The organism is Pseudomonas sp. JH-2 (assembly GCF_036231725.1).
GTDB lineage: Bacteria > Pseudomonadota > Gammaproteobacteria > Pseudomonadales > Pseudomonadaceae > Pseudomonas > Pseudomonas delhiensis.
Genome location: NZ_JAZAQP010000046.1, coordinates 20,102 through 33,901, shown reverse-complemented (window position 1 = coordinate 33,901; position 13,800 = coordinate 20,102). Strand labels below are relative to the sequence as shown.

Annotated in this window: 14 protein-coding genes; 6 read left to right on the top strand and 8 right to left on the bottom strand. The window is 66.4% G+C overall.

Annotated elements, in window-relative coordinates:
* Window position 1: 1 nt before the first annotated feature.
* The 5 genes from VV867_RS24630 (at window position 2) to VV867_RS24610 (ending at window position 3,308) form a co-directional block, all read left to right on the top strand.
* Complete coding sequence (locus VV867_RS24630) at window positions 2-1,039, top strand: RnfABCDGE type electron transport complex subunit D (RefSeq protein WP_328567814.1); 1,038 nt, start codon at window positions 2-4, stop codon at window positions 1,037-1,039.
* 1 nt (window position 1,040) lies between these two features.
* The gene (gene rsxG / locus VV867_RS24625) at window positions 1,041-1,685 is read left to right on the top strand and encodes an electron transport complex subunit RsxG (RefSeq protein WP_328567813.1); all 645 of its coding nucleotides are present in this window, start codon (window positions 1,041-1,043) and stop codon (window positions 1,683-1,685) included.
* On the top strand, window positions 1,678-2,385 hold the full coding sequence (locus VV867_RS24620; protein WP_328567812.1) for an electron transport complex subunit E: 708 nt from the start codon (window positions 1,678-1,680) through the stop codon (window positions 2,383-2,385). Before rsxG ends, VV867_RS24620 begins: the two co-directional genes overlap by 8 nt.
* The gene (nth, locus tag VV867_RS24615) at window positions 2,382-3,020 is read left to right on the top strand and encodes an endonuclease III (RefSeq protein WP_089394101.1); all 639 of its coding nucleotides are present in this window, start codon (window positions 2,382-2,384) and stop codon (window positions 3,018-3,020) included. The genes VV867_RS24620 and nth overlap by 4 nt, the downstream gene beginning before the upstream one ends.
* Window positions 3,021-3,128: 108 nt before the next feature.
* On the top strand, window positions 3,129-3,308 hold the full coding sequence (locus VV867_RS24610; protein WP_275627415.1) for a PA3496 family putative envelope integrity protein: 180 nt from the start codon (window positions 3,129-3,131) through the stop codon (window positions 3,306-3,308).
* Window positions 3,309-3,371: 63 nt separating this feature from the next.
* On the opposite strand, the gene VV867_RS24605 is transcribed toward VV867_RS24610, so the two are convergent.
* The 6 genes from VV867_RS24605 to VV867_RS24580 form a co-directional block, all read right to left on the bottom strand.
* Entirely contained in the window at window positions 3,372-3,746 is a 375-nt protein-coding gene (locus VV867_RS24605; RefSeq protein WP_328567811.1) for a RidA family protein, read from the bottom strand.
* Window positions 3,743-4,510 carry a DUF3726 domain-containing protein gene (locus VV867_RS24600; RefSeq protein ID WP_328567810.1) on the bottom strand — a complete coding sequence of 256 codons (768 nt, stop codon included), beginning with the start codon at window positions 4,508-4,510 and terminating at the stop codon, window positions 3,743-3,745. Before VV867_RS24600 ends, VV867_RS24605 begins: the two co-directional genes overlap by 4 nt.
* Before the next feature lies 1 nt (window position 4,511).
* On the bottom strand, window positions 4,512-6,197 hold the full coding sequence (locus VV867_RS24595) for a hypothetical protein (RefSeq protein ID WP_328567809.1): 1,686 nt from the start codon (window positions 6,195-6,197) through the stop codon (window positions 4,512-4,514).
* A gap of 26 nt (window positions 6,198-6,223) precedes the next feature.
* Window positions 6,224-7,774 (bottom strand): BCCT family transporter, encoded by a 1,551-nt coding sequence (locus tag VV867_RS24590; protein ID WP_328567808.1) that lies wholly within the window; start codon window positions 7,772-7,774, stop codon window positions 6,224-6,226.
* 231 nt (window positions 7,775-8,005) lie between these two features.
* The gene (locus tag VV867_RS24585) at window positions 8,006-8,992 is read right to left on the bottom strand and encodes a dipeptidase (RefSeq protein ID WP_328567807.1); all 987 of its coding nucleotides are present in this window, start codon (window positions 8,990-8,992) and stop codon (window positions 8,006-8,008) included.
* A 13-nt stretch (window positions 8,993-9,005) separates the two neighbouring features.
* Entirely contained in the window at window positions 9,006-10,448 is a 1,443-nt protein-coding gene (locus tag VV867_RS24580; RefSeq protein ID WP_328567806.1) for an aldehyde dehydrogenase family protein, read from the bottom strand.
* 90 nt (window positions 10,449-10,538) lie between these two features.
* Between VV867_RS24580 and VV867_RS24575 the strand changes: the two genes are divergently transcribed.
* Window positions 10,539-11,420 (top strand): LysR family transcriptional regulator, encoded by an 882-nt coding sequence (locus VV867_RS24575; RefSeq protein ID WP_328567805.1) that lies wholly within the window; start codon window positions 10,539-10,541, stop codon window positions 11,418-11,420.
* Between the two features lie 47 nt (window positions 11,421-11,467).
* On the opposite strand, the gene VV867_RS24570 is transcribed toward VV867_RS24575, so the two are convergent.
* A complete protein-coding gene (locus tag VV867_RS24570) occupies window positions 11,468-12,475 on the bottom strand; it encodes an MBL fold metallo-hydrolase (RefSeq protein ID WP_328567804.1) in 1,008 nt (335 codons plus the stop codon).
* A gap of 9 nt (window positions 12,476-12,484) precedes the next feature.
* Complete coding sequence (locus VV867_RS24565; protein ID WP_328567803.1) at window positions 12,485-13,411, bottom strand: SphA family protein; 927 nt, start codon at window positions 13,409-13,411, stop codon at window positions 12,485-12,487.
* Between the last annotated feature and the right edge of the window lie 389 nt (window positions 13,412-13,800).

Below are 13,800 nucleotides of genomic sequence, written 5' to 3'. Positions count from 1 at the left end.
CATGGCCCTGCCGCGTTTTTCCTCGCCCCACGCCACCGGCGCCAACCGCACGCAGAAAGTCATGCTGCAGGTGCTCGCCGCGCTGGTGCCGGGCGCCCTGGCGCTGATCGCCCTGTACGGCGTCGGCCCCCTGTTCAACCTGCTCTGGTGCTCGGCCGTGGCCCTGGGTACCGAAGCGCTGATGCTGTACCTGCGCAAGCGCCCGCTGGCGGTCTTCCTCCAGGACGGCAGCGCGCTGGTCACCGCCGTGCTCCTGGCCCTGGCCCTGCCGCCCTACGCGCCCTGGTGGCTGAGCCTGCTGGCCACCGCCTTCGCCCTGGTGTTCGGCAAGCACCTGTACGGCGGCCTCGGGCAGAACCCGTTCAACCCGGCGATGCTCGGCTACGTGGTGGTGCTGGTGTCCTTTCCCCTGGAAATGACGCGCTGGCCCAGCCCCGACACCGGCCTCGGGCTGGTCGACGGCCTCTCGCGCATTCTCGGTCTCGGCGCGCCGCCGCCGGACGCCTGGGCCGGCGCCACCGCGCTGGACGTGCTGAAGAACAACCACAGCCTGACCATCGACGAGCTGGTGACGCAGAGCACGGCCTTCGGCCATGTCGGCGGGCACGGCGTGGAGCTGGTCAACCTGGCCTTCCTCGCCGGCGGCCTGTACCTGCTCTGGCGCAAGCTGTTCACCTGGCATGCGCCGCTGGGCATGCTCGGCGGCCTGTTCGTCATGAGCCTGCTGTTCTGGAACGGCTCGGGCTCGGATTCCCACGGCTCGCCGCTGTTCCACCTGTTCAGCGGGGCGGCCATGCTCGGTGCCTTCTTCATCGTCACCGACCCGGTCTCCGGCGCCACCAGCAACCGCGGGCGCCTGGTGTTCGGCCTGGGCGTGGGCATCATCACCTACGTGATCCGCGCCTGGGGCGGCTACCCCGACGGCGTGGCCTTCGCCGTGCTGCTGATGAACCTGGCAGCGCCAACCATCGACTACTACACCCGCCCGCGCAGCTACGGGCACAAGAAGCCCAAGCGCGGCTTCAAGCTGGGGGAATGAGATGGCCGACAGCCGCCGCTCCATGCTGAAGAACGCCCTGCTGCTGGGGGCCTTCGCGGTGCTCTGCGTGGGCCTGGTGGCGGTGGTCCACCAGTTCACCCAGGCGCGCATCGAGCAGGCCCAGCGCGAGGCGCGCGGGCGCCTGCTGCTGGAACTGCTGCCGCCGGGCAGCTACGACAACCACCCGCTGGACACCCCCATCGAGGTCTTCGAACCCAGGCTGCTGGGCAAGCCGCGGCCGGCCCAGGCCTTCGTCGCCCGCCTGCGGGGCCGCGCCACCGGCGTGATCCTCCCGGCCAGCGCGCCGGACGGCTACGGCGGCAGCATCGAGCTGCTGGTGGGCGTCAGCGCCGAAGGCCGCCTGCTCGGCGTGCGGGTGGTGGCGCACAAGGAAACCCCGGGCCTGGGCGACAAGATCGAGCTGGGCAAGAGCGACTGGCTGCACGGCTTCGACGGGCGCTCCCTGGCCGACCCCGGCGAGGCCGGCTGGAAGGTGAAGAAGGACGGCGGCCGGTTCGACCAGTTCGCCGGCGCCACCGTCACCCCGCGCGCCGTGGTCAAGGCCACGCACAAGGCGCTGCAGTACTTCGACGCGCACAAGACCGAGCTGCTGGCACCGGCGGCCGGAGGCGAGGCACATGAATAGCTACCGCGAGATCGCCCGCCAGGGCCTGTGGCGGAACAACCCCGGCCTGGTCCAGCTGCTGGGCCTGTGCCCGCTGCTGGGCACCAGCAACTCCATGGTCAACGCCCTGGGCCTGGGGCTGGCGACCATCTTCGTGCTGGCCTGCTCCAACGCCGCCATCTCGGCCACCCGCCGCTGGCTCAGCGAAGCCGTGCGGCTGCCGGTGTTCGTGCTGATCATCGCCGCCCTGACCACCTGCATCGAGCTGCTGATGCAGGCCTGGACCTTCGAGCTGTACCAGATCCTCGGCATCTTCATCCCGCTGATCACCACCAACTGCGTGATCCTCGGCCGCGCCGAGGCCTTCGCCGCGCGCAACGGCATCGCCCGCTCGGCCTTCGACGGCCTGATGACCGGCGCCGGCTTCGCCCTGGTGCTGCTGGTGCTGGGCACCTTGCGCGAACTCATCGGCCACGGCACCCTGCTGGCCGACATGAACCTGCTGTTCGGTCCGGCCGCCGCCGGCTGGAAGCTGCAGATAGCCGACTACCAGGGCTTCCTGCTCGCCGTGCTGCCGCCCGGCGCCTTCCTGCTGCTGGGCCTGCTGATAGCCCTGAAGAACCGTATCGATGAAAGCCTGGCGGAACGCGCCAGGGCGCAGGCGGGCAACGTACCCGCCGCAGAGCGCCAGCGCGTCCGCGTGACCGGAGTGATCGAATGAATGCCGCCAAGCGCGCGGAGATTTTCCGCCGTCTGCAAGAAGACAACCCCGACCCCAAGACCGAACTGGCCTACGACTCGCCCTTCGAGTTGCTGATCGCGGTGATCCTGTCCGCCCAGGCCACCGACGTCGGGGTGAACAAGGCCACGGCCAGGCTCTACCCGGTGGCCAACACCCCGGAAGCCATCTACGCCCTGGGCGTGGACGGGCTGTCGGAGTACATCAAGACCATCGGCCTGTACAACAGCAAGGCGAAGAACGTCATCGAGACCTGCCGCATCCTCATCGAGAAGCACGGCAGCAAGGTCCCGGAGAACCGCGAGGACCTCGAGGCGCTGCCCGGCGTGGGGCGCAAGACCGCCAACGTGGTGCTCAACACCGCCTTCCGCCAGTTGGCCATGGCGGTGGACACGCACATCTTCCGCGTCGCCAACCGCACCAACATCGCGCCGGGCAAGAACGTCCTGGAAGTGGAGCGCAAGCTGCTCAAGTTCGTGCCCAGGGAATACCTGCTGGACGCCCACCACTGGCTGATCCTGCATGGCCGCTACGTCTGCAAGGCGCGCAAGCCGCAGTGCGGCAGCTGCCGGATCGAGGACCTGTGCGAGTACAAGCACAAGACTTCCGACGATTGAGTGCTATCGTCAAAAGCATCGCCGCTCATTGAAAAAATCTTTTTTACCGCCCCGAGCTTTGTCGCTATAAGGGGCGCCAAGCACACCCCGCAAGTTGGAGTGATCGTTATGGCCGATAAAGAAGATCTCGAGCTCGAAGACGAAGTGAGCACCGACGATGCCGACGACAGCGCCGAAGCTGCCGCCGAAGTCGCCAAGACCAACCTGACCAAGCGCCGCATCATCGACAACTACCTCGAAGAGCGCCGCCTGCAGCGCCAGCTGTCGGACTACGACTTCGACCTCTGAGCCCTGCCCTGCATGAAAAAGCCCCGCACTTGGCGGGGCTTCGTTTTTCTGGCGGGCGGGCCGTCACTCGACGCAGGCGTAGACCACCAGCTCGACCAGCATCTCCTCCCTGGCCAACCCGGCCACCACGACGGCGGCCCGGTTCGGGTAAGGCGCCTGGAAGTACTCGGCGTAGATGGCATTCACCGTTGCCAGGTAGCGGCGGTCGGTCACGTAGATCAGCACCTGGGTCACCGCCTCCAGACCGCAGCCCGCGGCTTGCAGGGTGTGCCGTAGGTTGTCCAGAGTCTGCCGCGCCTGGGCTTCAATGCCGCCCTCGACCACCTGCCCCCGCGCATCGATGGGAATCTGTGCGGTGTACAGTATGCCGTTGCCCACCACCGCCCACTCCAGCGGTGCGGGCGAAGCGTACAGGTCGGTCTTGATCGCTCGTTTCATGCGCTTTTGCCATTCATCTGTTGAAGGATCGATTCGCTACCCTCGCCGGCGCCACGCAGCCGGGACGCTTCGGTGCTTTCCACCAGCACCCGCTCGCCCAGGCGCTTGAGGGTGTCCCAGACCTGCGGGTCGACTTCGATGCCCTCGCTCAATTGGCGTTCGGCCGTTTCCGCCAGGTTGTCGGCATCCCGGTCGATCAGCAAGGCGCCCTCCGGCACCCGCTGGGACAGCTGGAAGTATTGCGAGAGCAGGATATTCAGGCTCTGCTCGTCGTCCCGGCTGCCTGCCGGCAGGCGGTAGACGCTCAGCCTCGGGCAGCCCTGCCCAGCGGCGAAGCTCACCACCGCTTCCTGGCGGGTGTCGCGCCAGTAGGCGCAGACATTCAGGCCACGCCGAGCGCAGCCGGCGAGATGAGCGAGCAGCAGAATGCGGTTGTGGCAGCGGCGGATACGCACCGAGGCTGCGCCGCTGCGCATCGCCTTAGCCGCCCCCAGTTCGAGGGCCAGCACGGCACTGCGCAGGACACTCTGGCCACCGGCGTCGAGCAGCACCTGGCCATCGTCTTCATAGCATAACTCGACCGGCCGCTGGGCATCGCTCTCCATGAACGACAGCCCCCTGGCCAGCGCTCCCAGGCCATCCAGACCATGCAACTGGGCCCAAGCGACCATCTGAGCGGCGTCCTCGCCATCGCCCGGGTCCAGCCCCAGCCCCTCGAACGCCTTGCGGCACAGCACCTGGACTTCGTTGAAAGCCACACGCATTTCACTGCCCTCCCAACGGCATCAAGGCGAAGTTCCAGTCATCGGCGAACGGTTGGCCGATGTCGCTGACCAGCGGCGCCCCCTGGAACAGGGTGATGCGTACCCAGCGGCTGGACTTCGGGTCGAACTTGCCCGCGCCGAAGAACGCCAGCTTGCAGCGCAACAGGTGGATCGGCAGCATCTGCCGGTCCAGCGGGTTGGTGCGAATCTCGCCATAGACGCTCTGCGCCATGCCTTGCAGGCGGCGGACGGTGCCCTTGTGCTGCGGCTGGGCGAGCAGGAAGTGCGCCACCCTGTGCCGCGGCTCGCGGCGCAGGTACTCGTCGAGCGCCTGGTGACAGCGCTGGATGTCGCGGGCCACGGCCAGGCGCATCTCTTTCTCGGCGCCAGGCTCCTCCAGGCGCACGCCCAGGCGCGGCTCTTCCTTCTCCGCCGAGCGGTACCAGAAATAGTGGTTGGCCTCGGCGCTGTCGAAATCGTATTCCAGCGCCCAGGCATAGCGCTCCTCGATCAGCGTGAGCAAGCTGGCCAGCGGCATGTCCGCCTCCAACTGCAGGCCTTCGTCGACGCCCATCTGCCGCTCCAGCGGATCCACCAGCGATGGGTACAGCTCCAGCAACAGGCTCACAAGCAGCTCCTGGCAACCCAGCCCCGCATGGGCTTCGCTCCAGGCCAGCAGCCGCGGCCAGAGGTCCGCATCGGCCGGCTGCCGCGCCAGCCATTCACCCATGTGCAGCAGGTCGGCCAGGCTCTGGCGATTGGCCCGGGTCTGCCACGGGTCTTCTGTGTAGGTCTGTTCCAGGTGCAACGCCGCGCGCTCAACCAGCGCATTCAGGCGCGCCAGGGTCGCGCCATCGGCGGCGGTGGCCAATACGCGCCCCAGGGCGGTCTCGCGCGCCCAGACCCATTGCGCGATCAGTTGCGGATGGTTGATCAGGAAGGGCGCCATGCCCAGCCCGGTGGCATTGCCCACGCCCAGGTAGCGCTGCAGCTCCGGCGCCAGGCGCACAGCCTGCTGCGGCGAGCGGGCCCGGGCCATGTGCTCGATCTGCTCGATGCTGAAATGGCGCAGCAGGTAGACGGTGAACATCTGCGCGCTGAACGGTTGGTCGAAGTCCGGATTGCCCTGCAGGCAGGCGAAGTCGGCGATGCCGAACTTGCCATTGCCGTATACCGCGGTGGTCCGGTACAGGTAGCCGACCTCCGCCAGATGCTGCGGGTCGGGCTGGCGCCCCTCGGCGAGCGCGCCGAGGAAACGCTCGAAATTGCGCACGCTGCGGTTGGCGCGGGACAGCACCAGCACACGGGCATCGTTGCGCCCAGCCTCCTGCAGCGGGACATTGCGCCGCAACGCCTCCAGTTGCCCGGCCTCGACCTCGCCCCTGAGCAGCACGAAGCTGACGTCCCACTGGTCGGCGATCACCCGGTCACTGCGCTTTTCCTCCGGCAGGTAGAGCGAGAAGAACACCCCGTGGTAACGCCCGTTGGGCGTGTCAATGCGGTAGATGGCAGTGCCGTAGCCTTCGCCGTCGAGGTCGAAGCGCTGGCGCTCGATCCGCCAGCGCTCGTTCATCATCCGCCGCATGCAACTGCGCACGAAGCTCAGGCGGCACTGGAACTGGGCGCCCAGGCGCTCCAGTTGCATGACCTGGCTGGCCGGACGCAGGGTGGGGACGGTACTGCTCATGCTCTCGACTCCAGGAAAGCTCATGTTCATAGCCCTTGCTCCCGCGCCATCTGCCGGGCGATGCGCGGGGCATCCCAGAGCGACGGCAGCACCAGCAGCGACACCGGCAAGGCAGTGATCACGATGAACGATTGCAGGGCCGAGACGCCACCGGCCCCCATGGTGATCAGCACCGCACCGACCAGGCCCATGCCCACCGCCCAGAACACTTTCAGCCAGGCCTGCGGCTCATGCCGGTCGCCGGTGATCGCCATGGCCACGGTGTAGGACATCGAGCCCGCGGTGGTCACCACCGAGAAGAAGCTGAGGAACAGGAACAGCGCGGAGATCAGCATCGGCATCGGCATGGCCTGAGCCACGCCCAGCAGCAGCGCCTCGGGTTGCGTCGAACTGCCCATCACCGAGCCGGGGGACGCCAGCTCCAGGCCGATACCGGTCCCGCCGACCAACGTGAACCAGAGCATGGTGATCAGCGGCGCGCCCAGCGACAACAGCATCACCAGGCTGCGGATGTGCCGGCCGCGGGACACCTTGGCGACGAAGATCGCCATCATCGGCGCGTAGCCGATGAACCAGCCCCAGTAGAACAGCGTCCACCAGTTCAGCCATTGCGCATCGTCGCGGTAGAAGGCGGTCTGGAAGAAGTTGCCGATGTGCATCCCCAGCGCCTGGGAGAAGGACTCGCTGAGGAACAGCGTCGGCCCGAAGAGGAACAGGAAGGCGGCCAGGCCCAGCATCAGCCAGACGTGGATCTTGCCGACGAAGCGCAGGCCCTCCAGGCCGGCCACGCAGGCGATGGTGAAGATCGCGGTGACGGCAAGGATCACCGAGGTCTGCACGACCAGCGTGTCCGGTACCTGCCAGACCGAGTGCAGCACGTAGGCGATCTGCAGCCCGAGGAAGCCGATCGGGCCGATGGTGCCGGCGGCCACCGCGATGATCGAGGCGGCGTCGGCCAGGGTGGCGATCGGGCCTTTCAGCGCACGCTGGCCGAGCAGCGGGTAAAGCAGCGTACGCGGCGCCAGGGGCAGCCCCTTATCGTAGTGCAGGTGCATCAGCACCACGCTGAGCAGACTGCCCAGGGTCGCCCAGGCTAGGAAGCCCCAGTGCAGATAGGACTGCGCCAGCGCAGCCAGGCCAGCGGCATGGGTCCTGGCCTCCACCGCGAAGTACGGCGGCGGGCTGGCGAAGTGCATCAGCGGCTCGGCGGCGGCCCAGAAGGCGCCGCCCCCGGCCAGCAGGGCGCACATGATGACCACGACCCAGGAGAAGGTGCTCAGTTCCGGCCGCGCATCCGCACCGCCGAGGCGCACCAGCCCCAGGCGCGAGAAACCCAGCCACAGGCTGACCAGGAAAACCGCAACGGTGAGTACCTGCCAATACAGGCCGAAACTGCGGGTAGCCCAGGCGAACGCCGCATTCACCACGCTGGTCAGCGCCGGCAGGTTGGCCAGGGCCACGACCAGGAACAGCAGGAAAAAGCCACCGCTGATGATGAACAGCGGCCAGTCGATGTCGCGGATGGCCGCGCGATTGGGCGGGGAATCCGCCGTGGTTTGCAGAGCAGGGAGTTCCATAACGCCTCCTGAAGGCACCAGGCCTTGGTGGTCCGCCGCGGCACAGAGGGCGCCGGCGGACGAATGAGCGACGATGGGTCGAAGTGCTGCCGTTACCGGATCAAGTCGGCGGAACACGGCCATCGGGCAGTGGGGGCAGGAGCGTCGGGATCAGGCTAGGTCCATCGGTACGGCGGATGGACGAGGCACCATTGTTGTTGTTCATGCAGGCCTCTCGATATCCAGTGGTGTTCAGGGTTGGAGGGTGGTGGAGGACTCCAGCAGGCGCAGCCAGTTGAGTCCCATGATGTCGTGCACATCGGTTTCGGCGAAGCCGCGCTGGCGCAGGCCGCGGGCAATCACCGGGAAATCCCGGCTGTCGCGGAACCAGCCCAGCGGCTCGGGCCAGTGAGCGTTGTCCGCCGAGCCTTCGCCGTAGTCCTTGTCCTTGCTCCAGCGGCCGTTGCGCATCCATTCCAGTACCTGCAGGGGTTGCTGCTGGCACAGGTCGGAGCCGATCCCGATGCGTTGCACGCCCATCAGGTCGGCGGTCCGCGCGACCATGTCGCAGAAGTCCTCCAGCGAGCAGTTGGAGGCATCCCTGAGGTGGAACGGGTAGGTGCTGAAACCGAGCAGGCCGCCGGACTCGGCTATCGCCTGCAGGACGCGGTCGGACTTGTTGCGCCGGGCCGGGTGGAAGCTGCTGGGGTTGGCATGGGAGATGATCACCGGCCGGCTGGACAGCTCGATCGCTTCCAGGGTGCTGCGCTCTGCGCTGTGGGACATGTCGATGAGCATGCCGACGCGGTTCATCTCGGCGATCACCTGCCGGCCGAAGCGGCTGATGCCGTTGTCCTCGCTCTCGTAGCAGCCGCTGGCGAGCAGGCTCTGGTTGTTGTACGTCAGTTGCATGATGAACACCCCGAGCTGGCGGAAGACCTCCACCAGGTCGATGTCGTCCTCGATCGGCGAGCAGTTCTGCAGGCCGAAGAACACCCCGACACGCCCTTCCTGGTGGGCCAGGCGGATGTCCGAGGCCTGGCGTACCGGACGGATCAACTCCGGCCAGGCCTCGAAGCGACGATTCCACTCGCCGATGCGCGAGAGGGTTTCCCGGGCGTTCTCGTGGTAGGCGATGGTGGCATGCACCGCGCTCAGGCCACCTTCGCGCATCTGGCGGAAGATCGCTTCGCTCCAGTTGGAGTACTGCAGGCCGTCGATCATCAACATCTCGTGCATCTCGACCTCCGGCTCAGGGCCGCACATAGGTGGTTTTGACCTGGGTGTAGAAATCGCGGGCGTACTGCCCCTGCTCGCGCGGTCCGAAACTGGAGGCCTTGCGACCGCCGAAAGGCACGTGGTAATCGGTGCCGGCGGTGGGCAGGTTGACCATCACGCAGCCGCAGCGGGCGCGGCGCTTGAAGTCGCTGGCATGGCGCAGGGACTGGGTGACGATGCCGGCGGTGAGGCCATAGTCGGTGTCGTTCAGCGTGGCCAGCGCCTCTTCGTAATCAGCCACGCGGATCACGCAGGCGATGGGGCCGAAGATTTCCTCGCGGTTGATGCGCATGGCGTTGTCGCCGTCGACGAACAGCGCCGGACGCATGAAGTAGCCCTGGGTGGCCAGCGCCAGGCGTTCGCCGCCCTCGACCAGGCGCGCCCCCTCTTCCTGGCCCAGGCGCAGGTATTCGAGGTTCTGCTCCAGTTGCCGCGCCTCGGCCACCGGGCCGATCTGCACGCCCGCCTCCAGGGCATGGCCGACCTTCAGCTCGCGCATGCGTGCGACCAGGGCGGCGACGAAGCGGTCATGGATGCCTGCGCAAACGATCAGCCGCGAAGAGGCCGTGCACTTCTGCCCGGTGCCGAAGAAAGCCCCGTTGAGGGCACACTCCACGGCCAGCTCCAGATCGGCATCGTCGAGCACCACCAGGGCGTTCTTGCTGCCCATCTCCAGTTGGCAGCGCACCAGGTTGCCGGCGGTGGAGGCCGCCACCCGGCGGCCGGTCTGCAGCGAGCCGGTGAAGGTCAGGGCATCGATGTCGCGGCTATTGACCAGGCTGTCGCCGACCGTGGCGCCGCTGCCCATCAGCAGGTTGAAGGTGCCAGCGGGCAGGCCCTGGCGGCTGATCACCTCGGCCAGCGACCAGGCGCTGGCCGGCACCAGGTTGGCCGGCTTGAACAGTACCGCGTTGCCGAACGCCAGGGCCGGCGCGATCTTCCAGGCGGCGGTGGCCATGGGGAAGTTCCACGGGGTGACGACCCCGACCACGCCGACCGGTTCACGGCGCACTTCGATCTCGATGCCCGGGCGTACCGAGTCGGCGGTCTCGCCCATTTGCCGAAGCACTTCGGCGGCGTAGTAATGGAAGAATTGGCCGGAGCGGTATACCTCGCCGATGCCTTCGGCGAGCGGCTTGCCTTCTTCGCGGGACAGTTGGCGGCCCAACTCGTCCTTGCGTGCGATCAGCTCATCGCCGATGGCCTGCAGCACCCGCTGGCGCTGCTCCAGGCCGGTGGCCGCCCACTCTGGCTGGGCCCGGCGGGCCACGGCGATAGCCTGGGCCACCTGCCCCGCGCCGGCCTGGGCGTAGTGCCCGATGACGTCACTGGTGTCCGACGGGTTCAGGTTGGCGATGGCGCCTTCGCCCTCGCACCAGGCGCCGTCGATGTAGTTCTGCTGAATGTGCTGTGCCATGAAGACCTCCCATTGCGTGGTGCCATCTTGGAGGTTTTCTGGTAGATATAAAAATTAATTAAAATTCATTTTCGATAAGAAAATCTTTGCATGCTGCCCGAACTGAAAATCATCCAGCTGCGCTATTTCGTCATGGTCGTCGACCTGCAGGGCTTCCATGCCGCCGCGCGCCAGGCACACCGCACGCAACCGGCGGTATCGCTGGCGATCCGCGAGCTCGAGCAGAAACTCGGCCAGGCGCTGTTCGAAAAAGGCGGACGCGCTGAACTGACCCCGTTCGGCCAGCACTGCCTGCCCCTGTTCCGCGCGCTGCTCGAGCAGCACGACCGCATCGCCCGCGAGCTACAGTTGCTGGCCCGCCATGAGATCGGCCAGGTGAGCATTGCCACCGTGCCCTCGGTGGCCAGCCGGATCCTGCCGAAACTGCTGGCCGACTTCGTGCGCCGCTACCCCAAGCTGCACATCAGCATCCAGGACGCCAACGCCGATACCGTGCAGAACCTGGTCGCCCAGGGCCAGGTGGACTTCGGCATCAGCAGCCTGTGGAGCGAAGACGAAACGCTGGCATTCACCCCGCTGTGGCAGGACCGCATCGGCGTGGTCTGCCGCCATGACCACCCACTGGCACAGGACCCCCGGCCGCTGCACTGGTCGCGCCTGGAAAACCTGCCGCTGGTGCGCAACGGTACCTCGCGCCTGCTCGACGGCACGCCGGCGCAAAGCCTGCTGGCGAACAGCCCGCTGTTCGTGTCGAACATGATCTCGCTGATCGCGATGCTCGAGGAAGGCATCGGCGTCACCACCCTGCCCCTGCTGGCATTCCCCGCGGACAACCGGCAACTGGCCTTCGTACCGCTGGCCGAACCCCACATCGAAAGGCAGATCGGCATCGTTCGCCGCGCCGGCCGCAGCCTGTCGGCGGCGGCCGAACAGTTGCTCAGGCATATCGTCGAAGGCGGCACGCGCACCTGAAGGAGCGGCTCATCCATCGACTACGCGAAGAGGCATGACGACGCCACTCATTGAAAGACCATATTGTCATCGGCCAGCGCGACACGCCCTCCATACAGCGCCTGCAAGCGAGACAGCAGGTCGCTGCGCGCCTCCCCGTGCGTCAGCACGTGGGTGCCAATCAGCAGCCCGGGCTTCACCTTGGCCATCAGCGCCGCCAACTGCGTTTCCGTGGTATGGGCATCGAGCATGTAGTCGCGCCACTCCCCCGGAAGCTTCCCGGTGCCCGCCGAGCTCATGACTTCGCTGATGACGATGTCGCTGCCCGCCAGCTTCTCCTCCAGTGCCGGGGTCAAGCGGTATGAATAGTCGCCGGTGATGGCGATCACCAGGTCCGGGGTTTCCACCCTGTACCCGTATGTCCTGTCGGGGTCCCAACTGCCATGGACGACCTGGAAGGCGGAAACGCGAACGTTCTCGTCGGCGAAGACCAGGCCGGGGGCCGAGAACTCCCTGGTTTCCACGGTGATGCCTGCCTTGTTCCTCGTCCTGGCCGAAGCCAGGCGATAGTCTATCCACGCCTTGTTCCCCTCCAGCACGCCACGCACCAGCGCCTCCGTGCCCGGCGGGCCATGGACCCGGGCCGGTCCCTGGCGGCCGTATATCCAGAAGCGCAGGAGAAACGCCGGCACATCGAGGACATGGTCGCTGTCCAGGTGCGTCAGGAACAGCTTGTCCATGTAGCCGGCGCCCGGGTACCCGGTGGGCATCTTCCACGCGGGGAAGACCTTGCCGTCCGCATACCTGGACAGGTTGTTCATGCTGCCATGCCCGGCATCGAACACGTAGACCTGGTCCTTCACCACGATCGCGATCGATTGCCCGGCCTTGTTCGGCTCGAGGATGGGGCTGCCGGTTCCCAGGAAGACGATGCGCGTCTGGTAGTCCCTGCCCGTGCCCATGAGCCGGCCCAGGTCGACACTGCGGTAGAGGGGAGCCTCGTCCCGGGACGCGGCGATGCCCGGCGAACCGAGGCAACAGAGCGACAGCAACAACAGGATCAGCTTGTTGTTCATACCCCCTCCTCAGAAACCCTTGTGGATATTGGCGATCACCCGGGTACCCTGGCCCCGGTTCCTGGCGTCGAACTCCTCGTACCAGGCCACCCCGAAGCCCAGCCGTGCCTGGCGATGGAAATAGGAGAAGGCCGGCCCGAGCGCGGAGACGGACTCCTTCGAGCGGCCGACCCTGCGCCCGTCGATGCGATCGTCGTGCAACTGTTCCAGCCTGTAGCCCGCCAGGCCCAGCCTGAGGCGCTCCGATACCAGGTAGCCGCTCGACAGGCTCAGGTTCATGGCCGCACCGGGCTGGACGCTCCGGGCCCGGCCGCCGACGGGGTCGTCGTTGCGCTCGCTCCAGACATACCCGAGGTTGAAGCTGTGGCTCCAGCGCCCACTGAAGTAGGTGCCGGCGAACATGGGGTTCAGGTAGAGGTAGTTGCTCCCGACATTGACCTGCTGCCCGGCGTCATAGGCGCCGGTCGGCAAGGTCAGCGCCAGGATCGACTGCAGGGTGAGCCGCCCGGAGCCGAGCGGCATGTCGCGCCAGGTCAGCTTCACCGGCCGCAGGGTGATGTCCCCGACACCGGCGTCGCGCCCCCTGGCCCCGCCCTCGACATCGATGTCCGAGTGGATGACGGGCAGCCTGACCGTGAAACCGTATTCGGCGCCAAACACCTTCTGCGAGGTATTGAGCGCATATTGAAAAATGCTGGTGCTTATTCGGTTGTTCTTTTCCCCGGGTGTTTCCTCTCCGTAGCCGTCCTTTATGTTTTCAACCGAATAGAAGTTCTGTTGAAACATCAGGTGGTGCCCCGGCCTCGCCAGGCCCTCGGCGAAGAAACCGCCGCCTAGATTGACCGGCGGCAGCTTCACCGGATCGACGTTCCTTGCCAGAACCGGCTGTTGCAACAGGTAGCCCACGACACCCAAGGCAAAAAGTGGCGCCTTCATTTCCCTTCCTTTTCTTGTTCTTCGTCGCCTTCGGCCAAGCCCTCCGCGCAACCGCAATCGTCATGTCGACGAACGGCACAAAGAAGGCTCGAAATCCGCAATGGCTATTCGATAGAGCGCCATTGGCAGCGCTCCCCCGGCTCCTCCCTGAGCAAGGCTCTGATTCAGCTACTTCCCCCATGAAACAATGTTTCCCCGGGGAAATAGCAGAAGACATGCCAGCCCATTGGGCTCGGCAGGAAATCCGTGTTTCAGGCATTAAACCTTTGGAATCAGCCAGTTGAATGAAAAACTCGCCGAGTGCCGATACGCCGGCCAAGGTTCGACGTTTCAATGCTGAACAGGGGGATTAACCGACGTGCGAGGTGGGGCGGCCATGCCCAGGTCCC

Bases quoted from the DNA above. Each gene is read 5' to 3' on its own strand.
- VV867_RS24620 (WP_328567812.1), top strand. From the start codon at position 1,678: ATGAATAGCTACCGCGAGATCGCCCGCCAGGGCCTGTGGCGGAACAAC.
- VV867_RS24575 (WP_328567805.1), top strand. From the start codon at position 10,539: ATGCTGCCCGAACTGAAAATCATCCAGCTGCGCTATTTCGTCATGGTC.
- VV867_RS24565 (WP_328567803.1), bottom strand. From the start codon at position 13,411: ATGAAGGCGCCACTTTTTGCCTTGGGTGTCGTGGGCTACCTGTTGCAA.
- VV867_RS24610 (WP_275627415.1), top strand. From the start codon at position 3,129: ATGGCCGATAAAGAAGATCTCGAGCTCGAAGACGAAGTGAGCACCGAC.
- VV867_RS24580 (WP_328567806.1), bottom strand. From the start codon at position 10,448: ATGGCACAGCACATTCAGCAGAACTACATCGACGGCGCCTGGTGCGAG.
- nth (WP_089394101.1), top strand. From the start codon at position 2,382: ATGAATGCCGCCAAGCGCGCGGAGATTTTCCGCCGTCTGCAAGAAGAC.
- VV867_RS24605 (WP_328567811.1), bottom strand. From the start codon at position 3,746: ATGAAACGAGCGATCAAGACCGACCTGTACGCTTCGCCCGCACCGCTG.
- VV867_RS24570 (WP_328567804.1), bottom strand. From the start codon at position 12,475: ATGAACAACAAGCTGATCCTGTTGTTGCTGTCGCTCTGTTGCCTCGGT.
- VV867_RS24630 (WP_328567814.1), top strand. From the start codon at position 2: ATGGCCCTGCCGCGTTTTTCCTCGCCCCACGCCACCGGCGCCAACCGC.
- VV867_RS24600 (WP_328567810.1), bottom strand. From the start codon at position 4,510: ATGCGTGTGGCTTTCAACGAAGTCCAGGTGCTGTGCCGCAAGGCGTTC.
- VV867_RS24590 (WP_328567808.1), bottom strand. From the start codon at position 7,774: ATGGAACTCCCTGCTCTGCAAACCACGGCGGATTCCCCGCCCAATCGC.
- VV867_RS24585 (WP_328567807.1), bottom strand. From the start codon at position 8,992: ATGCACGAGATGTTGATGATCGACGGCCTGCAGTACTCCAACTGGAGC.
- VV867_RS24595 (WP_328567809.1), bottom strand. From the start codon at position 6,197: ATGAGCAGTACCGTCCCCACCCTGCGTCCGGCCAGCCAGGTCATGCAA.
- rsxG (WP_328567813.1), top strand. From the start codon at position 1,041: ATGGCCGACAGCCGCCGCTCCATGCTGAAGAACGCCCTGCTGCTGGGG.